Genomic DNA, 24320 nt, shown 5'->3' with positions numbered 1-24320 from the left:
CGTCTTCCAACGCCGCGCTCTCCGGCGGCAACAACCGTGCAACCGCTCTGTCCTTGAATGCTTGTCCGTATTTTGCCAATTCGCTTTCTCATCATCGCCCCCGATTCATCGATTGTATTGGAGCGACAAGTATTCTGACGCGGGGGGGTTATCAAACGTCGCGCCACTCTTGATTTGAACAGTGACCGCCTCTTGTTCGTCCCCTAAGGCCTTGCGCAGGCCGTTGATGGCGCTCTCAATCGTGGCAGCAGTGATTTCGCGTTCCTGGAACCGCACGGAGACGGTGTGCTCACCCTCACCAATCTGGATGCTAACGCCCTTGAACGTCGTTTTCGGCTGGCTCTTGAACGTGTTCAGAATACCGAACACCTTGTCGGTGCTGTCGAGCGAAACACGCTTACCTTCTGAGAGCCGAGCCGGCTTGGTATCGTCGATTTGTACCTTCTTGTCCCCTGCTGCGGGGATTGGGAATTCCGCTGTTCGGCTAGCTTCACCGGCAGACGCATACACCATCAGGTGAATCGCACTGGAGCCGACCTCGAAAGGCTTGTCGTATTGCACACCGTCTTTCGGGTTGACGCCGTCCAGCGTGTAGCGCATATCGGCCGCCGGCGTGCACTGCAGGGTAACCATACGGTGGTCGGCAACAGCCTGAACTTGATGGCGCACGCGCAGTTCGGCAGTCCAGCGTTGAGGTTCGCCGGCCTCGTACTTCCCTTCCATATCCACCGCCAGGAAATACAAAGTAGCCTCAGTTGTACCGAAGTTGTCTAGGTCCTCGACCTTCGGGTCCCGCACACCTACCTTCGACGTAGGCGCGTAGTGAACCACTGGGCTGGGGCCGGCATTGCGCGGGGTCAGCGTCAGCAACGTTTCGCCTGTTTCAGCGTTGGCGTTCTGCACGGTTACATTTACTGAAGTTTTCTCTGCTGGGAAGGGACCCTTCTCGACGTAGCCGTCCGCGCCTTGCCGCCACCGGCCTTGCTTCAACGCTTCGGCCTTGAGCGCATCCATGCCGCCGGCTCCTGGCATCCACGTCCACCCTGGATTGCTCTTTGCTCGCATCAACACATCTTTCCATGGAGTGCGACGGTCACGCTCTGGCCAGAGCTCGACCTCTGCCATGGCCCAATGGTCTCCAATCCCTCCGGACAAATTGAGCACCAGCTTATAGTTTGCACGGGGGCTGGCTAGCAACTGCTCTATCTGCTGCTCGGCGGACTGCGCACCAACGCCCATATTCAAGCCGTTGTCGATGGTGGCCATCATCAGTTTTTCTCGACCATCCAACTCATCTAGGCTGGGGAAGTAAAGCCGATTGTAGGCACCGGACAACGCTTTGTTGAACCGTTGCTGTGCATCTTCGAAACGGTCTCTCGCCTCTTCAAACAGCGAGTCGCCTTCCCGCAGGCGTCTGCAGATGGCCTCGATTGCATACAAGTCGCGCAGTCGCTCCTCGACGACGTCTGCGAGGTAACTATCGTGGCCGGATAGCACCAAGAAATTGTTCTTCTCGGCCTGGAAATTAAAAAAGTTCGCAAGCACGCTTGGCGGGAGTTTTCCGTCTGGACGAACGACCATCAGCACGCGGGGGCCGCTCAACTTTAGGTCGTCGAGCTTGGGTAGCACCTGAACCTCTTGGTAGGCAGCCTTGCTCACCGGCTGCAATAAACCGATGAGCTTGTTGATGAGCGCCTGGTCAATCTTCGGCTGCGGGACGTCCCGGGCGTTACGTTCAATCTGCCGAGAGAGGTTTTCCGTCTCCTTGATGTAGTACCGTTGCTCTTCCCGGTGGAGATACCACGCATGCTCCCGCAGCTTCTCCAATGCGGTCATGAATTCGTCGGGTTTGCGATTGGGCGCGGCCAGAAATTCGATGATTTCGGCTTCTGTGAGGCCGATACGCCCGCCAACGGAGCGTGACAGCGAAGAGGCCAGCAACAGTGCACCAACCTGCTGGGCAGCATCCGTACCCAGCTGGTTGTCGATTTCTTCAGCTATCGAGCGTTGGTTGTCCGCCAGGTCGTGCGTCATCGCCGGTCGTAAGGAGTTGGCAATACGCCCAATCTCATCCCGCACGGAATCGTCGTTGAGATTTAGGTGCTGGGCGCCTATGAGATAGACGTCGTCAAGTTCTCGGTCAGCGACGCTCTTCAGAAGACGGGCGGCGAATTGCATCAAGCCGCGGGTTTGCCGGAAGCCCTCGTTCTCCTTGAAGAGTGCGACAAGGTGCTTGAATGACGGGTGGAACGGGTAGGTCTCTGAAACCTGCTGAGTAACGTGTTCGAGGCTGGACGCAACGACGTAGCCGCCGTCTGCTGCCGCCTTAATCCGCTGGGCGTACTCTTCAGCCACTTCATTGATGACGGATTCGTCGGGCGTCTCCAAAAGAAGCCGCTTCTTCAGAATCTCGTAGATTTCATTGCCCGCCAGCTGAACCGGCGTAATTGTCTTCGCCTGTCTGCGAGCTTCCTGCTGCAAGTTGGATATGGCGTCGGCAATCAACTTCGTTTGAGCGACGTAGCTGCCCGACAGATTGGCAATCACGATGCAGCAGCGGGGTAACTCGAGTGCCGCGCTCATCAGGCAGGCGAGCGTATAAGTGGTCACTGTTGCGAGCGTGCCGTGCCCGATGACAGTCGTGCTAGCGTTTTCGAGGTACGGCGGCAACTCATCGAGCATGATGAGAGTTGGTTTGTCGCCAATTATTTTTTTCCAAGCAGCCTGGTCGACCGCACGTGGACCGTTGACCCAATAGGGCTTGATTGCTTCATCTTCGCCGAGCTGAGAGGCAATTTCCCCCCAGATATAGTTCTCGGGGTTGTTTCGGCCGTTGAATGCGGCAACGCGGACTTCGCCGACTTCGATGTTCGACATCAGACTGGCGGGAAGGACCTCACCGCGCAACTCCGGATGCCGGGCAAGTAAGCCCAGCGCAATCATCATGTGCGTCTTACCACCGCCCATGGCCTGAGCAAGTTCAAAAACTGCTTGGTCAGACTTGCCGTCGAGTCGGAGCATCCCCTCCCGGAATATCTGCTCCATTCCGCTGGTGATGTAGTTGTGCGCGAAGAACTCGCGGCCGTCACCTTCATCTGAAATTAGCGAAGAGAGGTTTTCGATGCCCTCGCTCATCCTATAGTCACGAATAATCGGATTGAATTTACAGGCCTGCTTGACGGTTTTGAGCATTGGAACAACTCGCTAATATTTTTGAGAATTCTTGTTACGGGTGCACGGCTTAGGCACCACGCGGTTCCTGGACGAAAATATTCCCTAATCAACCGTCTATTGCGGCTGCCATTGTAAACTCCCGAGCAAGCCGTCAATGTACCCCGTCCTCAGGGCGTCCGGATATATTGCATTCAGGCGCTTCAGTTCATTCGCGACATCTTTCAATTCGTCGTTTGTCACCTTTCCCTGCATGCCGTCGACCAGGACACGTCTCTCGAGACCATACGGATAGAAAGCGGCAAAGCTGCGATGCAATCGTGGGTCCGAGCGGTCGGATGCCAACCACTGAAGGTAGGCGCGCCGCTGTTCGGCAGAAAAGCCGTTATAGCTGAGCCAGTAATCCTTCAATCCATTGGAGCCGTCGCTGGCCGAACGTGCGATGTTCGCTTTGAGGTTGAGCACGCATGCGTCGAGCCCTCTGTGTGCCTCACCCCGTCCCGGAACACCCACCAATCGCTGGCGGCATGTTTTTACGCCGCCCATCTCAATTGTTTCGTCGGCGCCAACCCAGCGGACGTTGGGCGCCGTTTCGAGGGACGGGCGAGCAACTCGATAGGACGAAGCAGTCGAATCGGACGAGAGAGTCACCGTTAGAAATTCGTCGTCGGGCTGAACGTGACTGCCAATATTGTTTGGCGACATTGGAAGGTTTGATTTGATATCGCTTGGCTCGGCCGAGCGCAAGGGCTTGCCGTCGGAAACAGTGCCCTTTTCCTTGTTCTGGCTAAAGGCAGCAACAAGCGCACATGTAAGCAGGAAGAGAAGGAAGACGGTCCAGGCGCTCTTCGGGGCAACTACGATTGCCGGCAATAGGCCCAACACCAGCATACCCGTGCCGGAGCCCGATTTCTTCGCCTTCCGGCCCATGGTCTCAATCTCTCGCGTCTATTGAATTATGCGGATTGACTCATCCGGTTATTGCCGCCATTTCTGAGCAGTATAGTACGACCAAAGCAAGCGGTCCCGCGCGGTCGGCGCACAGTGTGGGTTTTGCCGTCGTTGGCCGACAAACACAGGACGTTCCGTCTATGGAAACAAGTCTAGACTCAATGGGCGGAATCTGATTTGGCGAAACGAGGGGCGTTCTACGCGCTCTTCGTTGGATAACGGAACGGTCGGTGAGACCGTTCCGTTGCCATAAGGCGGAATAAATCGCATCGCTGTATTAGCGATGGAACAATCTAACTATGCTTGCAGCCAATCCAGCCGAAGGTTTGCGCTCACTTACATCGCGAACCGTTGCGCCGACTTGCTCAACGTTTGCCTGACTGACGCAGCCACCGACATTGAGGTGGCGTCAAGCGAGCTGCTGATTTTTGACGCCAGTTTTGTGAGGCTGCGTCGCGCACTGGACCGGGTCGCTTGTGCGCAACGGCTTTTGGAAACAATGAGGGAAGTTGGCGCCACGGGATGTTCGCGGGAGCGGTTGCGGGCAGATGGAGGCAATGTCGGCGCGGAACGGGTGGCGACGGGGTGGACGGATGTTGCCGGGGAGATGCGGGCGGTAGTTGAGCTGCTGGCAAGGGAGTCGCCGGATGAGTATCCGGCTGGGGCGGTGGAGTGGATGGTAGTTGAGAACGGCAGCGTAAGCCACGGCGTGACGACCGCCACGAACGGCGGTCCAAGCCCCGAATGAAAGCGTCCGCGGTCTTGCCTGACACGGCTTTGACGGCAATTCACCCCGGCCGTGGAACTATTAGCCAGGATGTGAGGGACCTCTCACTCCTTCTTGGCGTGTCGGACGAGTGGGTATCAGCCACCTACCCTGCGCGCTAAGTCGCTGTCGAGGGGCCTGCCGGCATGGTCGCGCTAGAACCGAGGCCCCATGAATCGCCGGCTCTCCCCCGAGGGCGAGCAATTCCAACGTCATTCTGGTGGCAAATCCTCACGAATGGCTCGCTGGGACGGCCGAAAATCGGCTTGGGAATTAGAACCGTTTACATTGCATAAACGGGACGTTACCTGCGACAAAAAGCCGCGATAGTGTGTTGGGAACCGCCTAAAGTCGGTGCCAGTTCTGTCGTATACCCCGTAATGGTGAAATTGACAATTCGACCTGTCAGCGTTTGAGGCTGAATCGATTTGCTGTTTGCACAAAGGGGGAGGGGATGAAAACACCAAAACAAGTCCGTAATGACATTCGCACGCTCGCGCAACACCTCGGTCAGGTTCGGGAGGCGTTGCTCAAGCGCTCCGACGTTGCCATCGCACAAATTGGCAAGGAATGCAAGCGCACTGCTGATGTGCTGGGTGAATTACTTCGGGCGCACGAGCTCCCTGACGACTACAAAGTCGCCGTCGTTGGGCGGTTCAAGACTGGCAAGTCTTCCTTCGTAAACGAGTTATTGGGAGCACACCTCGCGAGTGAGGATACGAACCCGGAGACAGCTGCCATCACCACGTTCCGTCACGGCTCACAGGTCAAGGCCGTTGTCCGATTCGTGGCGCAAGAGGAGTGGCTCAAGCTTCAACGACTTTTCTCCGAGGATGCCAAGCACATCGATGCACATCGGGTAAAGATTTGGAGCACATTCGGCAAGCCAAAAAAGACGAAGGAAGGAGAACCTGATGAGGTTTTCGACCTGCCGGCGCTCGAGCGGCAGGTCATCAGACCCGGTGGTTACAGCATTGAGATTGAGCTTGCTGCTGACGGAACCAAGAAGGCGGAAGCGGAGTTTCGTAAAAAGCTGAAAGAGTTTACCTCTGGGTCGAGGCCGCACCACTGCCTCGTGGAATCCATCGAAATCACCTCTCCCGCGACCATTCTCGAGGAGGGCGTTCTGCTCATCGACACTCCGGGATTGGACGATACGGAACGTTTTCGTGTGAGCCTGACCGAAAAAACAGTCGACGACGTCGATGCCATCCTGTTCCTGACCAAATCGGGGGTCGCATATAGCCAGTCGGAGAAGGACTTCCTGCTGTCCTTGCTCCGCAAAGGCACGGTCAAGCAGTTGATTGTCGTCATCACGCAGGTTGACCAAACCTATGACCAGCATGTTCGTTCGGCAGAGGACAACGACGACGAACCGGAGTCGCTCGAGCGCCGAATCGAGCGGGAACGAATTCGAATCGCTGCGGAGATTGCAGCCACGCTTAACGACCTTAGTCAGGAAGACTCTCCGGCGATGCGTCGCTATCGCGAGCAGCTCGGCAACGTTGAAATTGCCTTTACTTCCGCGGTATTGCATCGAGACTGGAAAGCCAAAAAGCCGGTTCCGTACGCCATCGACCCGGACGACCCTGGCGGTGTGATTCGACTTAAGACTCAGCTATTGAGGCTACTGTCCACCGAGTCGCGGCTGGCGCTGACCGCTCAGAATATTTCCGTCGGCGCGCGGACCAGCCTGCTGGATTTGCAGTCGGTGCTTCAGACGAAGCTCATCGCTATCCGCGACATCAAGGACAAGGAGGTGGCTGAGCAGAAGCTCCATTCCTTTCGTGATGAATTTGGGAAGGCTAGCGAACGGTTTGAGGGGGCTGTCAAGCAACAAGTGACGTCGCTGGGGGACATCTTGCAGCTCAAGCGTTCGCAGCACGAGATGTTGATTGAAAACATCTCTCTGCTTGCAGAGCAGCAATTAAATCACTTCGAGACGGACGATATTGGTCGGCACTGGCGCACGCGAAGGTCGGGCTACTGGGGATACATGCACGACTTCCAGACACGGGTCGCCAACCGGATTTTTCCGAAAGTTCAGCAGATGCTCAGCGAGTACACGGAAGCTTTCTCGGAATTCGCAACGAGCTTTGAGGTTTATTTGACAAGCCTCTCCCGCGATGGGGCGCAGATTTCAGAATCCCTGGAACTGGGCGCGACGTTGCCATTCGATGTAACTACGAAGCTTAAGGAGTCTTTGGAGCGTACCCTGCGCGGGGCTCAGGAGCAGATAGCCGCCGAGGAGCTTCGCGTCACCACTTTGCTTAATGATTTCGTGTCGGAAGAGGTTTCCGAGCGCATTTCCGAACGGCGCGCCAAGGTTTCAGCCGTCTGGGGGGCGGGAACGACTTGCAATCAATCCGGCGAAGTCCGCGAATTCTACCGGGAGGTCAAAAGCCTGCTGGGTGACGCTCTCGTGGCACATCTCAAGAAGCGCGGGCAGCAATTCGGCAAATTGCTGGTTCGGGCAGCAGAAGGAGCTCCGCGCGTTGCATTAAACGAAGTGCAAATTTTGTTTGAGCAGGCGACTGACAATATACGCGCTGCCGCTGCAGCCTTGGTCGCGGGTCAGAAGGAGACTGCAAGTTCGCTGATTGCATCTATTGAGCAGGATTACCAGGGTGTGCTTCAACTCGCTGAAGACCTAGCGCAGGTAGATACCTTTCCGGTGGACGAGTCGACGAAGCGGGGAGGAGCTCTTCTCGTCGAAACAGCGGAAGCGACTGACAAATCTTCGCGCAGCCCTGCTGTATCAGAGGAGGCTGTTCAGTCAGATGACGCCGAAAATTGGACGAGTCGCATACAACGTGACGCGACACATACTCTACATCGCATCCGTCTTCGAGACGGTACTTCGGGCTGGTCCTTCGAAAGGCTGTTCGAACAGCGATATCTGGCTGGGGCGGTGCGGCTTTGCCTGATTGACCCTTATCTGGCCGCACATCATCAGATTCGTAATCTGAAAGAGTTCCTAGTGCACATTGCAGAGATGGCGCGGCCCAAAGCAATCGAAATCGTGACAGGTTTCGCGCCATCTGAACTGGTAGGTCACCAGGAACGAGCTATCGACGAAATCTGCAAAGAGCTGTTCCGTGATTTTGGAGTCATCCTAACCATGCGTCGGGAGTCTGCTTTGCATGACCGTTCCCTCGTCATGGACCATGGAGTGCTCTTCAAGCTCGGACGCGGCCTGGATATCTACAAGCCAGCGACCGGCCTTGCCGCTCACAGGCCTGCGAGTCGCAAGGTGCGAGAGACTGAAATTGACGTGTTCGCGCTACCGTCGCATTCATTGGCGGTCGTGCGAAATGAATAGAAGCGGGGTATAACCCGCCTTTCCCGAAACCTTTGTACCTGACGCACGGCCGTTGGCAGTTCGCCGGCTACGATTTCGGTCGCTGCCCGGGCTGGTCGTCGCTTTGTGGACGGATTGGCCTGTGGTTGCCCACGTGTAGCGACCCACCCTCGGCTATTCGTCGCGCTCTGGGCGCTTGAACTCACGATTAGCTCGCACACATCCTAAGCTCGCCGATGCGTCCATCCTCAACTTCGAACACAAGGTACGTAGGTGCGTCGTGCGTCAAGAGCAGGGCGTTAGATGCTTGAACGTCCTTCTTGGCCTCGTGGGCACCGGTAACCAGGTCGTCAGACAGCGCCTGAGCCGCTTCGCGCACATTAGTCTTGCGAATGGCCAGCGTGGTGCCCTTATTCCACAAAGAGGAGAAGTTCTGGCAGTCACGCTCAGCACTCGATTCAATGTTTTGCAGACGCGCTTCCACCCATTCAACACTGCGCAGCAGGCCTTCCATGCGAGCTTGCTTCAGCGCCGGTTCCCCGGAGTAGAGCGACAGCACGTACCAAGCCAGCGCACGCGTCTTCAGGGTGAGACGCATGTCTTTCGCAAGGTCTTTGAGCCGCTCATATTTGGTCATCGCATCCTTCTGGAGGTCCTCGGTTCCGAACATCTCCTTGTGCTCGATGGGTAGCTCAGACCGCCGAATCAGCTCCTGCTGCAGATGGTGCTGTACCTGAATCAGCTCACGGTCGCAACTCTCAAGTTCAGTACGAATTGCTGGCGACAGCTCCCCCTTGCTGATGGCCGAGGCAGCCAGCTCGAGATATTCGTAGGTTCCTGTGACCATGGCGCGCCGCTTCTCGTCGAGGAAATGCGAGACGTGCTCAACACCCTTGCGAATGGCGTCTAACTTGGCGGAGATATCAGCCAAGTGCTTCTGAGCTACGACGACCGATGCCACCTGCCAGACCGCAGCGGCATTAACCATAGTCTGCAGCTTATCGGCGTCGAAAAGCTTTGCGTGCTCCGAGATTTTGTTGTTCGCGTCCACTGTCCATGCCCGGAGACCGACGCCGTCCTTGGCCCGAACGAGGTCACCACTGATGACAACCTCCATCAGGCGCTTGCCGCGGTGTCCCTCCTCGACGAGCAGCGAGGGAACGGCCTGTAGGCCCGCGCTAAGTTTGGAAGTCAACATTGAATCCCCAGGCAACGTTTTCGCCGTGCGATATCGCTCTTCGTCCGAAAGGGGAGCGATGCGGATTGCGGGTCGCTGGGTATCGTCGCCAAGAACGATGGCATGGGGCAACGATGGCTTTGCTTGAGGCAGCATGCTTTGAGAGTCTTGAAACATGAGCGTGTCCTTGAAACTGAGGATGTTCGAGCCCGCCGGGCCAATCCAGCGACGTGAGCTCCTGTTGAAAAGCACCAGACTTCCGCCTGCCAGAAATACGGCAATGCTGAACCGCGAGACGTAGTGAATGGGCGACTCATCCCTCGCGTTGCCCTATCGGTAAGGATGCTCGCCAACGTTGCGTAAGTCTGGCATCGGACAGGCTCATCCACAGATAGTCGGCCTACTATGCCACGACAAACTTACGCACACCACGCTGGTTCCGAGAGCTTGTCTACGTGCGTAGACATATGCGTTCCCAACCTGCAGCGCCTCGAGGCTCACTGCATTCGCGCCTACCGTCTACCACTCCGGATGACGTTATGCAACCAATTGGTGTTCACCGCCGCAGACAAGTTTGTTGGAGCAAAGGGCCTCCTTCCTCTAGACTCCTTCCCAACATGACGGAGGACGCCGTGAGCGACGAAATAGAAGAAAGCACCACCTTCCGCGACGTCTCGCGGTGCTTCGTGGAAGCTTTGCGACGCAGCATGCGGGTTGCGTCCGAAGACGAAGACGGAGCCTTGGACGCACTGTCGCAAACGCAGTTGGCCGAGCGAGCCGGAATGGGCAGGTCAACCTTGGCCAAGTACCTTGGGGGGCGCTCCGATGAGACGCCAGCCAATCCTGACTTGGACATTATCTGCCGCCTCGCAGATTCAGTCGGAGTTCCGCCTGCAATCTTGCTGATGCGTCCTCAGGACTGGGCCAGCCTGGGAAGCGGGATGTTGACGTTTCAGCAGGCTATGAGGGATTCTACGTTCACCGCGTTGGCAGCGGAACTTCAGGGCATGGATTCGACTACCTCTCAGCGCGTCGCGGAAGCCGCCTTGCGCATTGGAAGACTGCTCAATACCGTGGAAGACGAACGGGACGCCAAGGTTTCTCAGGAGGTAAGGGATTTCCGGCACGCTACAAAAATGTCTATATCGACGACCGCTGCATCGATTCCATTCCGAATCGACGGCGTCACCACTTCTCACCTACCCGCACTACTGACCGTCTGTAGCATTCTTGGAACTACCAACGCCAGGCTAACCCAATGAGCGAAGACTTCATCAAGAACCCCGGCAACCTCTCACAGTTGCTCGCGCAGTCGGACATCGCCGACCTAGATATTCTTGTCGACTACATCACTGATAGCGGCAAAGGCCGCATTTCTTTGAATAACGACGTTTGCGCGAGACTGGCCAAGTGCAAGGCTCGCAAGGCCTACACAGAGCTCGACCGGAAACTTGTGTCCCAGGAAATACGCGCGTTCGGTGGCAACACGCTGACGAATGTGTACCGCGATGTCCGCAGCAGCATTCCATTTGGCTCGCTACTGGACAAGGTTCTTCCGGACGTGGATGCGACTATTGCCTATGACGAGGTCGTCAAGGACGTGGCCTCACACCTGAAGGTCCCGTTCGACAAGAGCGATGACATCCTCGTGGTCGAGGACGGAATTCTTCGCAAAATTCTCCGGGACTCGTTCGAGAAGATGTCCCCGGAAGAACGAGCTGCGGTGTTGCAAGAGCTGAACGTTTCCGACCTTTCGATGCTTGGGCCTGCGGCGGGTGCTGCGGTCATTGCGGCAGGCCGCGTGGGTGGGTTCGCCACCTACAAGCTCGCACTAATCGTGGCCAATGCCGTATCGAAGGCGCTGCTTGGTCGGGGGCTTCCCCTTGTTGTGAACGCGACGGTCGCGCGCACCATCGGCGTGCTGCTCGGCCCCATTGGCTGGGTCGTTACAGGCGTCTGGACGCTAGCAGACATGGCGAGTCCGGCCTATCGGGTCACTGTGCCATGCGTCATTCAAATCGCCTACATGCGCCAAAAGGCCATCGTAGAGGCTCACACCAAGGCTTGCCCATCCTGCGGCGCAAGGAATGAGCGGGCGTCTCGCTTTTGTGCCGAGTGCGGGCACGCATTTCAAGGAGCGTGAAATGTTTCCAGGCCCGATGGAATACCTCAAGTCACATGCCATCGCTTTTGTGGCGGGTGCAGTGACTGTCCTCGTCGCAAGTGCGTACGTCAAAGTCGCGAAAAGGTGGAATGTTCTTAACAACTAACCCTTGTAGTCGGAGACAAGGTTCTTGTGATTTTGAACTCGTCGCACTCCCCCGCGAGGCAGGCAAGCGCACTGATGCAAGAACTGGCCCATCGTATCCGCAATCACGAACCCGAAGAGATGAGCATCTCTTCGGAAGGGCTCATGCTACTTAAGGCGTACGACAAAGAGCAGGAAGAGGAAGCCGACTGGTTGGCTGGCACGCTTCTCCTGCCGCGCGAGGCTCTCGTCGATATCCGCCGTCAGGGCATGTCGGACGACGAAGTCACAGCGGCGTATGGTGTGAGCAAGAGGATGTACACATACCGCGTGTCGATGACAGGTCTTAACCGGCAGTTCCGTCAGCGGTAATAGCGCCGGAAACTTTCTAAATGAAATGACGCCGCTCTCAGTGTCAGTCAAGGACTGACACTGAGATGTTCTTTGGCCGGTAAGAAGAGGAAAACAAGCTCAAATGTTCCGCACTGTTATAACTAACCACGCAACTCTAGGATTCGGAATTCGCTGGGCGGAGTACACGACAGAAATTGCGCGGGTAGTCGAGCTTCCCCGGCGTCCGGCATCAATGCACGAGTTCAACTACCAGATGAAGCGCATGTCGGCGCGTGCCGGGGTATATATTTTGGTCGGACACGATGTGGCCGGCCACCCGCACGCCTATATCGGACAAGGTGAAGACATAAGCCACAGGCTAGAGTCGCACGACACTATCAAACCCAAAGACGATTGGCACACCGCATTCGTTTGCATCACGCACAACGATTTCATGGACACTGAACGTGTCTTTCTTGAGCGGTTGTTCATTAACGAAGTGACCGCTGCAGCCCGAGCAAAGGTGCTGAATTCTCAGACTCGACCCATCCAGACGTATCCTGCAGAACGCGTAGCCGAATGCGACCACATCCTGGCTCAGTTTAAAGCACTATTGCCTGTCGTTGGCTGCAATGTCTTCTAATTGTTACTTCACCGAATTGCGTTCCTGCTAACAGGTGAACTCGCGCAGCATCCATCCAGCGGCGGCGCTCCCCAAACACCGGTACATTGGCGGCAGCCTTAACCCCATCGCCACCGACTTTGCCAGATTGCACCAATTCGCGACTTGACGCTTTAGGCAAGATTTGCGGTCAGAACCTTTCGGCCTTGTGTACTCTTGGCGGGATGTCGAGCTGCTGCGGACCGATGACACTTTTTGATTCGAGTGGGCCGCGCGGAATGCGCTGCCGACGAGGACCAGCTACTTGGGCTGGCTGGCCGTCCGTCTCCTTGTGCCAGGACCGCTCCCGTCACCGCGATGCCGCGCGCTCCACCGTTAATACGAGGTGGGCAACCTGGCTGAAGGTCCAAGGACGCGTGCACGTTCCGTCACGAGAACATCTCCACCGCTTCGGCCATTGAACCGGGATAGTGCCTTCAACGCAGTTGGGGGACCAGGCGAGCCTTGCAGCGGCGCGGGGCACGCTGAAGCCGAACCGGTGGGTCCACGGCCAGACCATATGACTTCAAGGGGCGCCGCGAACTTCGTCTATATAACCCGATGTACTTGCGGCCGATTGCGGGGGCATCCTGAAGCTTCGGAAGCTGCGACTGTGCAACCCAATCGCGACGGCGTGAATGCTGCGACACAAGGGTGCGCGTGCCGGTCTACGCCCGTCGACCGGAAGGCGAGGGTTAAAGAGCGCATGGACCGGGCCGTAAACACGGAAACGGCAATGTCGCAGCAAGTGGACCATGAAAACATGAGCAAGAAATCAACTATCAGTGCTGACTCCCGCGCCGCAGTGGAACAACTTGCATTCCAGCGGTATCTGTCCGTGCTGCAGGTCGCCTATGACCCTGATGGTCTGGTCGGAGCCCTTCAGGCGAGCGCCGCTGTGGTCGGCGAATATGACCAGCTGGCTGCTGCCGCTGAAAACGAAGGCTCGCGCGAGCTTGTCAGGGCAATCGCTGCGACGGCGCTCGCCACCGACACATTGCCGGCCTTCAGCAAGGCATTTGCCGAAGCGTAATTCCGGTGGTGACAGTTGCCCTTGCCAGGGTGTGCAGGCAGGCGCCCGGATAGCTGGCAAGCTTTTCCCGGGGCTGCCGGTGAGGGCCATCGTGAGGCGCTGCGGGAGGTGCGCGTGGCCGTCCGGCTGACGATGGCGGGCCGGACGCGCCGCTCGAAAGCCAGGGCTGTGTTACCCATGGTCGGCCCTGCGGGGCGGGTTTCGGCGAGACGGCGCTACCCCAGCCCGGTCCTGTTCGGCGGTGCTTCATGCCATCATCAGATTTGCGGGACACGAACCACTGGCTGCATGCGGACACGCACCGGAGCAGGTGACGCTTTGCGACACCTGGTCGGGATGCCGTCGCCGGTGCCTGATGCAGGCGACGCGAACATCATTGCGGCTGGCGCATGGGCGCGGGATGGACTAATCTGGCTTGCAGGTGAGGCATGCGTCGGGTTGCCGCTGCCTCGTGTACTGCACGGTGGTCAGCATGGACGTCTTCGAATTGGTGTGGTCCGAGTTCGAACCCGGATTCCCAGTGCCCGGGAGCGAGGGGCAGGTGAGGGGGCATGCGAAAAGGCCCCCGGAAGGATTGGGTTTTTTTCCCTTGAAAAAATCAGACAATACGGTAGGCCTCCTCCCAAAGAGTTCAAAGGGTTACAGGTGAGATTTGCCTGTAACCCTTTTCTGTTTCTGCCTGCCGTGTAATCCAGCGCCTCGGCTCGTATGCCACCGGTGGCTGACTGTCGCTGCTGCCATCCAGTATCTTGCCTGACAGGCGCTCGCCGGCGAACGTACCAGACGGCACAATGCCGACCCGCCGAACCGGTCCGGGCGTCGCACCGACGACCACAATCGGCCTGACGTCGAGGCGCATGACGAACAGCGGCCGTGTTTGCACGCTCCTGAGCGGCGCGGGAAGTTCGTCGAAAACAGGCGTTGACATGATTTCCTGGGTTGTCGGCGGCGCGAACCAGGGTTTCGCACCGGTAATCAGGTTAACCTTGTCGCCTACGGCGAAACCGGTGACCTCCGTGCCCAGCGCATCGACGATGCCGGCCGCCTCGTACCCGAGACCCGCCGGCAACCTGACGGGTTCGATATACGCATCGGTGCGCCAATCGCACGCGCGGTTGATTACACAAGCACTACAGTATTTCGGAAAGCGAAATGTAATTGCAAGGGTCCATCCTGAGAAACCCCGACTGGCGCAATATATCTTCTAATTGGCGCAGTTTGTCAGGTCGTCTCATTTTTCGGCTACCTACTATCCATTCACGCCGCATCTCTAAATAGATGTGGATAAAACAATCCGGTACGTTGCCTGACGCGCCGGACCGTGAATCGGGAAAGGTTGAGACGACATGAACGAACCCTATGCGCCTGTAAGTCCCGCGGCCGGTGGCGCGGCCGACGAGCTGAAGACCAATGTGCTGGGGCTTTGGCAAATCGTCTTTCTGGTGATTTCCGCAGCGGCTCCGCTGACCGGCATGCTCGGTGCGGTGCCGCCGGCCATGAGCCTCGGCAACGGTATCGGCGTGCCGGGCGCATTCGTGATCGCGGGCGTCGTGCTGTTGATCTTCAGCATCGGATTTGCATCGATGAGCCGCCACGTGGTGCGCGCCGGTGCGTTCTACGCCTACATCACGGCCGGCCTCGGCCGGCCGCTCGGTATGGCGGGTGCCCTGGTCGCGCTGCTGTCCTACACGTGCATCCAGATCGCGCTGTACGGGCTGTTCGGTTTCTTCTGCACGGTGGTGCTCGGACCGGTGCTGCATAGTGGCGCGCCCTGGTACGTCTATTCGCTGGTCTGTCTCGCAATCGTCCAGGTGACGGGTTTGCGTGGCATCGATCTCAATGCCCGCCTGCTTGGCGTGCTGATGTGCCTCGAACTCGGCATCCTGCTAGTGCTGAGTGTCGCAATCGTGATTCATGGCGGGGGGCCGGACGGCCTGACGTTTGCATCGTTTCATCCGTCGAATGTGTTCAGCGGCCATCCCGGCATTGCCGTGATGTTCGCGTTCGCCTCGTTTATCGGCTTCGAAGCGACCGCGATCTACGGCAAGGAATGCCGCGATCCGAAGGTGACGGTGCCGCGCGCGACTTACGTGTCCGTGACCCTGATCCTCGTGTTCTTCGCCTTCGTGACCTGGGCCATCGTGTGTGCCTACGGCATCGCGGACGCGGTTGGCGTCGCAACCAAACAGCCCGGCGATTTCTGGTTCATCCAGTCGACCCGGTATCTCGGTACGACGATGACCACCGTGATGAGCTTCCTGTTGCTGTCGAGTATCTTCGCCAGCATCCTGTCGTTCCACAACACGATCGTCCGCTACATCCATTCGCTTGCGATGGAAGGCATCCTGCCCCCGGTGCTCGAACGCCTGCATCCGAAATATGGCTCGCCCTTTGTAGCCAGCTACATGCAGACAGTGTCGGTGCTGATCCCGTTGCTGCTGTATGTCTGGGGCGGCGCCGATCCGTTCAACACCGTGTTCAGCTGGACCTCGGCGCTCGGAACGATCGGCATCGTCATGCTACTCGCCGTGACGAGCGTGGCCGTGCTCGCATTCTTCCGGACCACCAGGCAAGACACGCGCGTGTGGCATTCGATGATTGCGCCGGTCCTTGGCGCCCTCGGCCTGTTCGCCATCGCAGCCCAACTGGTTGCCAACCTCGATGCGCTGAGCGGTACCGATAACCCGGTGGTCCGGTCTTTCCCCTGGATCGTGGCGGCCGTAGCCGTGGCCGGCATTCTGATCGCGCTTGTGCTGCGCAAAAAGCGTCCTGATATCTACCATCGCTTCGGTCAGTAATTCCCAGCTCGCATTCCCAGATATAGGTTGATCAAGGAATCCATCCGGTTCATTGATCATTCTCATAAATTTAGGATATCGAAATTATATGGAACATTTTTTGAGGAGTCTGTCGTGATGCATATGAAGAAGATCGCTGCTGCCTTGGCCTTGAGCGCCATCAGCGTCGTGGTGTATGCGCAATCGATTCCGGCTTCACCCGTGCGGGATACTCCGGATGCTGGCTGGGCGCCGGGCAAGGTGCGTGGCGACTACTGGAAGTATCGCAACGAGAAGCCTTTGTTCTCGATTACCGCCGCCAACGTGGACCAGTACGCCGCGAAGCTTTCTCCCGGTCAGCTTGCGTTGTTCAAGCAGATCAAGAACTACCGTATGGATGTCTATCCGACGCATCGGAACTGTAGTTTCCCGGATTGGGTCCAGGACAACACGAAGAAGAACGCGGCGGGTTCCGCGAAGCTCGACGCTTCCGGCGATTACCTGGCCAGCGCGACGCTGCCCGGTCTGCCGTTCCCGGAAGCGAAGAACGGTCAGGAGGCCATCTGGAATTACCTGACGCGTTATCGCGGCGTGGGCGCGCAATGGTCGAAGGTCAATACGGTGGTGTCGCCGCGTCCTGGTGCGAGCGAGTGGATCTCGACGACCAGCAAGCAAACCTTGTATTTCCCGTGGGGTAAGAAGGGTGCCAATGAGGTCGGCAAGGATACGTCGTTGTATTCGATCTTCTTCGCCTATGACTCGCCTGCCGCGCTGGCCGGCCAGGGTCTCGTGCAGATCACCAACGTCGCCAGCAATGAGGCGCCGGCGTACTACTACTTCCCGGGTCAGCGCCGCGTGCGTCGCATGCCGTCGTACGACTACGACGCGCCGCAGATCGGCTTCGAAAACCAGTACACCGTGGACGAACCCTGGTTGTTCAACGGCAGCATCGACCGCTTCGACTGGAAACTGGTCGGCAAGAAAGAGATGTACGTGCCGTACAACGATTTTTCGATGTACGACTTCAAGAAGAACTTCGGCGACGTGTTCAGTCCGGACCAGGTCAATGCCAATGCGCGTCGTTATGAACTGCATCGCGTGTACGTGGTCGAGGCAACGCTGAAGGCCAGCATGCGCCACATCTCGCAGAAGAAGGTCCTGTATCTCGACGAGGACACCTACCTGGCACTCGCGGGCGAAGACTACGACGCTCAGGGCAAGCTCTGGAAAACAAAGGAGAGCTACCCGATTCCGGTCTGGGAACTGGGCGGTACTTGCGACGTCGAGCCGTTCGCGCAATACAACCTCACGTCGGGCCGCTACGTGACCGACCAGAACGTGGTCGGTACCGGCGCGGACGTTCGCTACTACGACGCCTCCAGCGATCCGGCCTTCAGCGCCGACTTCTATACGTCAGAGAACCTGCGTTCGATCAGCGAGCGCTGAACCGCAGCCCGGCGAGGCTGGCATGCGCCCACCGACCACACATAACTGAGACCATACATGAACAGAACAGGGGCAAGTCTTTCCGCGGCGCTGACGTTCGCGGTGTTGGGCGCGGCATCGTCGAATGCCAGCGCCTATGATTTCACGACGGGGGTGGGCGATCTGTCGGGTTCGTGGGTGACTAACCTCACGGGCGGCATCGGCATTCGCACCAAGGATCCGAGCTGTTCGCTGACGGGCGATCCGGACGCGTACGGCTGCGGCGCCGCCGCGAATGTCGCGCAGTGGGGCATGGCGGACAACGGGGACCTGAACTACCGCAAGGGACAGCCGTTTACGGGTTACGTCAGCGCAACCTCTGAACTGCTGCTGACCATGCCTGCCGAAGGCTACAAGTTCATGATCCGCGGTACCGGCCTCTACGACTTCCTGGTCGACAATACGGCGCGCTCGGACCTGTCCGGCAGCGCGAACCAGCAGATTCAGTACCCGATCGAACTGCTCGACCTCTGGGCCGAAAAGGATTTCTCGATCAACGGCCAGTCGGCGCATGTCCGGCTCGGTAACCAGGTGATCAACTGGGGCGAGAGCTACTTCGCCTCGGGCGGCATCAACGCCACCAACGCGCTCGATATCCAGAAGCTGCTGGTGCCCGGCACCCAGCTCAAGCAGGCGCTGCTGCCCGCTCCGATGCTGAGCTTTGCCAGCGGTCTCGGTTCCGGCTTAAGTACTGAGGGCTACTATCAGTTCCAGTGGAACCGCGACCAGTTCCCACCGGTCGGCAGCTATTGGTCCGTGACCAACAACTTCGGGCGAGGCACCGAGCCGACCACGATCGGCCAGTACGGCAACCTGAACGTCGGCGGCGTGGACGCCACCACACTGGGCAACCTGACCGGACAGTCGCCCGGGGCCGTCATGCAGGGACTCAACAGCGGCGCCTTTCTCAACAACGGTCCCTATTCCTCGCTCGGCATTCCGGGCGGGACGACGTCACCGGCGAAGTACAACCCGGAATTCGGCGTCAAGCTGAACTACAAGCCGCGCTCGATCGACGCGAACTTCGCCGTCTATTACGAAAACTACACCGACAAGAGTCCGGTGTTCTCGTATCTCGCCAACGGCGCGACACAGTGGAGTTACCTGGAGCACCGTCAGTTGTTCGGCGTGAGCGCGAACTTTCCGCTGGGCGACTGGGCCATCGGCACGGAACTGTCGTATCGTCCGCACGATGCCGTCTCGCTCACCGGTTGCTATGGCGCGGGCGGTCCGCTCGATACCATGACCAACGGCGTCGCCGGCGCGTGTAACGCGTGGGCCGACAAGAAGAAGTTCCAGTACGACATCAACGGCCAGTTGATGCTCACGCAGAGCGACTACCCGTTCCTGAAGCTGATCCATGCCGACATGGCGGTGCTGACGGCCGAGCTGACCTGGATCGACTATCCGGGCGTGAGCTCCTCGGGTGTCCAGAGCACGGTCAACGGCGTACCGGCCACGCAGGGCTATGCGGCCGGGTACTACACCTGGCTCAACTACGGCTCGGGGCTCGGTTATCCGATCGCCGCCTCGCAGGGTACGTCCAGTTCAGTGGGCGCCACCATCGACTTCAACTGGACCTACGACGGCACGGTCATTCCAGGCTGGCAACTCACACCGGGCCTGACCTTCACCGATGCGCTCTACGGCTACACGCCGAACCTGATGGCCAACTACATGCAGGGCGCCAAGTCGATCAATTTCTACGTTCTGTTCAATCAGAACCCGACGAACTGGCAGGCCGGCCTGAACTACACGATGTTCTGGGGCGGGCACGACACGGTTGGCCAGCCGTATGGCGACCGCAATTTCGTCGGCCTGTTCGTGACGCGCAATTTCTAGGCATGGTGTCGCAGTAAAGGCAGCAAGACGACGCGCATTTCGCGCATCGTCGATTCAAAAAGGACAGAGTCGTGTTGAATCGCATCCTCTCCCGGCTGGAAACGTTTCTTTTCGGCCATCGTTTGCTGGTGCTGGCAGCGATCGCTGTCTTTACCGTCTTCATGGCCGCGTTCGCCGTGCAATTGCGCATGGAAGCCGGCTTCGAAAAGCAGATGCCGATCGGCCATGAATATATCCAGACCTTCCAGAAATACCGTAACGACCTGTTCGGTGCGAACCGCATCACGGTGGTCGTGCGTGCGCGCAACGGTAATATCTGGACGCCGGAAGGACTGACTCGTCTCTACAAGGTCACCCAAGCCGTTACGTTTCTGCCGAACGTCGATCGCCAGGGCGTGCAGTCGCTCTGGACACCTAATGCATTCGTCAACGAGATCACGGAGGACGGCTTCCGGGCCGATCCGGTGATCGACGGCACGATCACGCCGGACCAGTTGACGCCGCAGGTCGTAGCCAGGATCCGCCAGTCGGCGACTGAGGGCGGCTATGTCGGCACCCTGGTCTCGCACGGCCAGGATAGCGCGATGATTACGGCCGAGCTGAACGAGCGCGACGCGAACGGCAAGCTGCTGGATTACGTGAGCTTCAATCACCTGCTCGAAAGCCAGGTTCGCAAGCCTTTCGAAGATGCCGGATACGAGATCCAGATCATCGGCTTCGCCAAGCAGATCGGCGATATCGCGGACGGCGCAAAAGCGGTGCTCGGCTTCTGCGGCATCGCGCTCCTGCTGACGGCGCTCGCGGTGTACTGGTATAGCCATTCGCTGCGCTTCACGATCTTGCCGGTGGTCTGTTCGCTGACCTCGCTGGTCTGGCAGTTCGGCACCTTGCGGCTGCTCGGCTTCGGCCTTGATCCGCTGGCCGTGCTGGTGCCATTCCTGGTCTTTGCGATCGGCGTTTCGCACGGCGTGCAGCAGGTCAATTTCATCGTGCGGGAGCTGTCGCACGGCCATACCACGGTCGACGCCGCGCGCCGCAGCTTCGGCGGCCTGCTGATCCCGGGCACGCTCGCGCTGATCACGGCCCTGGTCTCGTTCATCACGCTGCTGCTGATCCCGATTCCCATGGTGCGGGAACTGGCGATCACGGCTTCTCTCGGCGTCGGCTACAAGATCATCACGAACCTCGTGATGCTGCCGCTCGCTGCCTCGTGCTTCCATTTCACGAAGGAGTACGCGGATCGCGCCCTGGCGAAGCGCGAACGCCGCTCGGTCTGGCTGCGCAAGTTGGCGCGTGTGGCCGAGCCGCGTAATGCGTATGTGGTGGTCTGCCTCACGGCGGCCGTCTTCGCGCTTGCTGTCTGGCAGAGCCGCGACCGCGTGATCGGCACGCTGCAGCCGGGCGCCCCCGAGTTGCGCAGCGACGCGCGCTTCAACCGGGACGCAGTGGCGATCGCCGGCAACTATGACGTGGGCCTCGACTGGCTGACGGTGGTGTTCGAATCGGCCGGCACCGACTGCGGCAATCCGGCCATCGGCGTGGCAGAGGACGATTTTGCCTCGACCATGAAAAACGAGCCGGGCGTGGTGTCTGTGCAGTCGTATCCGGACATGTTGCGCACGTATAACGAGGGCTATAACGAAGGCAATCCGAAGATGAACGTGGTCCCGATCGATTCGGGCAACTACGGTGGCCTGTCCGCCGAGATTGGCCGGGTCAAGGGGTACATGAGCAAGGACTGCAGCATGACGGCTGTCCACCTGTTCCTGACCGATCACAAGGCGTCCACGCTCAACCGCATCCTTGCCGACGTCAAGGCGTATCGCGCGTCGCACCTGAGCCCGGGTCTGACGATTCGCCTGGCCGCCGGCAACGCGGGCGTGATCGCCGCGACCAACGAAGAGGTCGCGAAGAGCGAGTTGCCGATGATGCTGTACGTCTATGCGGCGATTCTCGTGCTGGTTTTCATCGCCTACCGCGACCTGCGCGCGATGGTGGCCTGCTGCCTGCCGCTCACGGTCGCGACCTTCATCGGCTACGGGTTCATGAAGAAACTGGAAATCGGTCTGACCGTGGCGACGTTGCCGGTGATGGTGCTGGCGGTTGGGATCGGTGTGGACTATGCGTTCTATATCTACAACCGCTTGCAGTTGCATCTCGCGCGCGGCCAGACGATCACGCAATCGGTTGAGCATGCCATGCTCGAAGTCGGCGTGGCGACGATCTTCACGGCCATCACGCTCGCGATCGGCGTGGCGACCTGGAGCTTCTCGGCACTCAAGTTCCAGGCCGACATGGGCAAGCTGCTGGCCTTCATGTTCCTCGTCAATGTGGTGATGGCGATGACCGCATTGCCCGCGCTCGCCGTATTGCTGGAACGCTGGTTCCCACGCAGCAAGCCGGTGCGCGCACCCGGCCTGCTGAGCCATTGAGACGACAACCGATTCTGGAAGACAAGCGATGTTGAAGAAGATCCTGATGAGCGCGGCGCTCTCCACGCTGTGCGCAACCCACGGCTTCGCCCAATCGACCGGCGAGGCCGGCGCGCCGCAGCCGGTACTGGCCGTGCAAGCTGCCCATGCCTGGGCCAACCCGACCCAGACGATGCTGCTCGACGCGACGCACGCCGGTCCTTCGCGTCTCGTCGCCGTCGGCGATCACGGGGTCGTGATCCTGTCCGACGACGAGGGTCGCAGCTGGCGGCAGGCGAGGCAGGTGGCAGCCTCCTCGACCTTGTCCGCGGTGTACTTCGCCGATGCGCAGCACGGCTGGGCGGTGGGGCAGGAGGGCGTGATCCTCGCGAGCACCGATTGCGGCGAAACGTGGAGCTTGCAACGGTCGGTGCTGACGGTCGACCAGCCGTTGTTCTCGGTGTATTTCAAGGACGCGCAGCATGGTTGGGCCGTCGGTCTCTGGTCCCTGTTGCTCGCGACCGATGACGGTGGCCATACCTGGAAACCGCAGACGTTACCGATTCCGCCTGGCGGCAAGAAAGCGGACCGCAACCTGTTCAAGATCTTCGCAGGCCGCGACGGCACGCTCTATATCGCCGCCGAGCAAGGCTTTGTGCTGCGCTCGCGCGATGGCGGCACGACCTGGGAATACCGGTCGACCGGCAACAAGGGCAGCCTGTGGGCAGGTACGGCCGCAGCCGACGGTTCGATTTTCGTCGGCGGTCTGCTGGGCCACCTGTATCGCAGCGCGGATGGCGGCGACACCTGGGGCGCGGTTGATTCCGGCTCGTCCGGGTCGATTACGGGGCTGGCCGCGAGCGGCAACCAGGTGCTCGGCGTCGGACTCGACGGCTTCATGTTGAAGGGCGCGGACGACGGCAGCAAGTTCGCCGCCCACCAGCGTGCCGACCGTGCAGCGCTGACGGCCGTGCTAGTGCCGGACGGCACGAGCGCACCGCTGCTGTTCTCGAAGGATGGTTTGCTGAAGACGGAATAGGCCGCGCACAGGGAGGGCCCGCTTCGCGGGCTTGCGTGTGCAGTTCGTCCCGTATGTCAGGTTATGGCAGATCAAGGCAGGCCATGGCCTGCCCGATGCGCGGCAACAAATTCCTCGGCCAGCGTGCAAGCGAGCCTGGTGACCAGCGGTGTCAGTTCGCGAGCGGTCTCGGTGCCCTGGCGCGTGTGCATCCAGCCGAGATAGGTGAAGCCGCGCGCCATCAGGAACACCGGCAGTTTTGCGAGGATCGCGTCGGGCAGGCTGCGGTGTTCGCGGTAGCCGGCGATCAGCGCCGCGCGGGCGATCGGATAGTTCGGATCGTCGCGGATGAAATAGAGTGCGGTGGCCAGCTCGAACAGATGCCAGCCGTAGCCCGCGTCGTCGAAATCGAGCAGGCGTACGACGCTCTGATCCACCAGCAGGTTTTCCGGCACGAAATCCGCGTGGATCAGGCCGTAGTAGTCCGAATGGTCCGGTGCCTCTTCCATTGCGGCCAGTTGGACGCGCACGATGTCGCGCGCCTCGACGATTAGCGCGCGCTGAGATAGCGAGAGTGTCTCGAGCGCCCAGAAGCGGCCCCAGAGCGGAGCCGGCCCCACCAGGCCGGCGGCATCCCAAGCCGCCCGTGTGAACCCGGCAGGCGGTGTCCATTGCTGGGCCTGATTGTGCAGGCGCGCGGCGATATTGCCGATGGTGCGATATATACGCTCGATATCGCAGACGTTTTGCCCGAGACCGCCTTCCGATGTACCGAGCTGCATACCGTTGAGCCATTCGAACAGATCGATCTGCAGCGCGTTCTCGCCGTCTTCGGGCGCCACGCGCATGAACCAGTCGCCGTTGCTTGCGGGCACGACCACCGGCACGTCGACACCGGCTTGCTGTAGCGCGGCCATCCACTGTAGTTCGGAGCGCAGCGCGGCGTCGCTATGGTAGCCGTCACGGTGGACACGCAGCGCGTAGGCGCGCCCGGCCTCGTTGATCACCTTGAACACCGCGTTTTCGCGATGTTTGATGAGTTTGATTTCGCGGCAGGCCATGCCCCAGTGCGCGAGCGCGCGCATTGCGGCGCTGCGCAGACTGTCGAGGGAGTCATGGCACGGCGAGTCGATCAGATCGGTCATG

At 59.2% G+C, this 24320-nt stretch carries 17 protein-coding genes; 12 read left to right on the top strand and 5 right to left on the bottom strand.

Features of this window, described 5'->3' with window-relative positions; translation table 11 throughout:
- Positions 1-105: 105 nt before the first annotated feature.
- Both GNZ12_RS06695 and GNZ12_RS06690 read right to left on the bottom strand, forming a co-directional pair.
- Entirely contained in the window at positions 106-3192 is a 3087-nt protein-coding gene (locus GNZ12_RS06695; RefSeq protein ID WP_172309601.1) for an anti-phage-associated DUF499 domain-containing protein, read from the bottom strand.
- Positions 3193-3288: 96 nt separating this feature from the next.
- Entirely contained in the window at positions 3289-4101 is an 813-nt protein-coding gene (locus GNZ12_RS06690) for a TerB N-terminal domain-containing protein (protein WP_172309600.1), read from the bottom strand.
- Positions 4102-4405: 304 nt separating this feature from the next.
- Between GNZ12_RS06690 and GNZ12_RS06685 the strand changes: the two genes are divergently transcribed.
- On the top strand, positions 4406-4870 hold the full coding sequence (locus tag GNZ12_RS06685) for a hypothetical protein (RefSeq protein WP_172309599.1): 465 nt from the start codon (positions 4406-4408) through the stop codon (positions 4868-4870).
- 472 nt (positions 4871-5342) lie between these two features.
- Positions 5343-8210, top strand: coding sequence for a dynamin family protein (locus tag GNZ12_RS06680; RefSeq protein WP_172309598.1), 2868 nt, complete (start codon positions 5343-5345; stop codon positions 8208-8210).
- A 187-nt stretch (positions 8211-8397) separates the two neighbouring features.
- Here GNZ12_RS06680 and GNZ12_RS06675 read toward each other — a convergent pair whose 3' ends face one another.
- On the bottom strand, positions 8398-9543 hold the full coding sequence (locus GNZ12_RS06675) for a hypothetical protein (protein WP_172309597.1): 1146 nt from the start codon (positions 9541-9543) through the stop codon (positions 8398-8400).
- A 455-nt stretch (positions 9544-9998) separates the two neighbouring features.
- Between GNZ12_RS06675 and GNZ12_RS06670 the strand changes: the two genes are divergently transcribed.
- The 5 genes from GNZ12_RS06670 to GNZ12_RS06650 all read left to right on the top strand — a co-directional run bounded on the left by GNZ12_RS06670 (position 9999) and on the right by GNZ12_RS06650 (position 13641).
- Positions 9999-10628 (top strand): helix-turn-helix domain-containing protein, encoded by a 630-nt coding sequence (locus GNZ12_RS06670; RefSeq protein ID WP_172309596.1) that lies wholly within the window; start codon positions 9999-10001, stop codon positions 10626-10628.
- The gene (locus GNZ12_RS06665; RefSeq protein ID WP_172309595.1) at positions 10625-11509 is read left to right on the top strand and encodes a ubiquinol-cytochrome C chaperone family protein; all 885 of its coding nucleotides are present in this window, start codon (positions 10625-10627) and stop codon (positions 11507-11509) included. Before GNZ12_RS06670 ends, GNZ12_RS06665 begins: the two co-directional genes overlap by 4 nt.
- A gap of 153 nt (positions 11510-11662) precedes the next feature.
- Positions 11663-11986, top strand: coding sequence for an ImmA/IrrE family metallo-endopeptidase (locus GNZ12_RS06660; RefSeq protein ID WP_328805961.1), 324 nt, complete (start codon positions 11663-11665; stop codon positions 11984-11986).
- 103 nt (positions 11987-12089) lie between these two features.
- Positions 12090-12590: a GIY-YIG nuclease family protein gene (locus tag GNZ12_RS06655; protein ID WP_172309594.1), complete on the top strand. Its 501-nt coding sequence runs from the start codon at positions 12090-12092 to the stop codon at positions 12588-12590.
- 754 nt (positions 12591-13344) lie between these two features.
- The gene (locus tag GNZ12_RS06650) at positions 13345-13641 is read left to right on the top strand and encodes a hypothetical protein (protein WP_172309593.1); all 297 of its coding nucleotides are present in this window, start codon (positions 13345-13347) and stop codon (positions 13639-13641) included.
- A gap of 631 nt (positions 13642-14272) precedes the next feature.
- Here the strand turns inward: GNZ12_RS06650 and GNZ12_RS44165 are convergent.
- Positions 14273-14725, bottom strand: coding sequence for a DUF3237 family protein (locus tag GNZ12_RS44165; RefSeq protein WP_407947682.1), 453 nt, complete (start codon positions 14723-14725; stop codon positions 14273-14275).
- 262 nt (positions 14726-14987) lie between these two features.
- On the opposite strand from GNZ12_RS44165, the gene GNZ12_RS06640 reads away from it, so the two are divergent.
- The 5 genes from GNZ12_RS06640 to GNZ12_RS06620 all read left to right on the top strand — a co-directional run bounded on the left by GNZ12_RS06640 (position 14988) and on the right by GNZ12_RS06620 (position 23195).
- Positions 14988-16439, top strand: coding sequence for an APC family permease (locus GNZ12_RS06640; RefSeq protein ID WP_172309592.1), 1452 nt, complete (start codon positions 14988-14990; stop codon positions 16437-16439).
- 123 nt (positions 16440-16562) lie between these two features.
- Entirely contained in the window at positions 16563-17864 is a 1302-nt protein-coding gene (locus GNZ12_RS06635; RefSeq protein ID WP_235993625.1) for a DUF1329 domain-containing protein, read from the top strand.
- Between the two features lie 57 nt (positions 17865-17921).
- Positions 17922-19745 (top strand): DUF1302 domain-containing protein, encoded by a 1824-nt coding sequence (locus GNZ12_RS06630; protein ID WP_172309591.1) that lies wholly within the window; start codon positions 17922-17924, stop codon positions 19743-19745.
- A gap of 71 nt (positions 19746-19816) precedes the next feature.
- A complete protein-coding gene (locus tag GNZ12_RS06625; protein ID WP_172309590.1) occupies positions 19817-22177 on the top strand; it encodes an efflux RND transporter permease subunit in 2361 nt (786 codons plus the stop codon).
- Positions 22178-22205: 28 nt separating this feature from the next.
- A complete protein-coding gene (locus GNZ12_RS06620) occupies positions 22206-23195 on the top strand; it encodes a WD40/YVTN/BNR-like repeat-containing protein (protein ID WP_172309589.1) in 990 nt (329 codons plus the stop codon).
- Positions 23196-23266: 71 nt separating this feature from the next.
- Here the strand turns inward: GNZ12_RS06620 and GNZ12_RS06615 are convergent, their stop codons facing one another.
- Positions 23267-24319, bottom strand: a complete 1053-nt coding sequence (locus tag GNZ12_RS06615; RefSeq protein WP_172309588.1) for a phosphotransferase enzyme family protein — start codon at positions 24317-24319, stop codon at positions 23267-23269.
- Position 24320: the final 1 nt, after the last annotated feature.

It is taken from the genome of Paraburkholderia solitsugae, assembly GCF_013177695.1.
GTDB classification, from domain to species: Bacteria; Pseudomonadota; Gammaproteobacteria; order Burkholderiales; family Burkholderiaceae; genus Paraburkholderia; species Paraburkholderia solitsugae.
The sequence above is the reverse complement of the archived record's forward strand: the minus strand, read 5'-3'. Positions and strand labels throughout refer to the sequence as shown.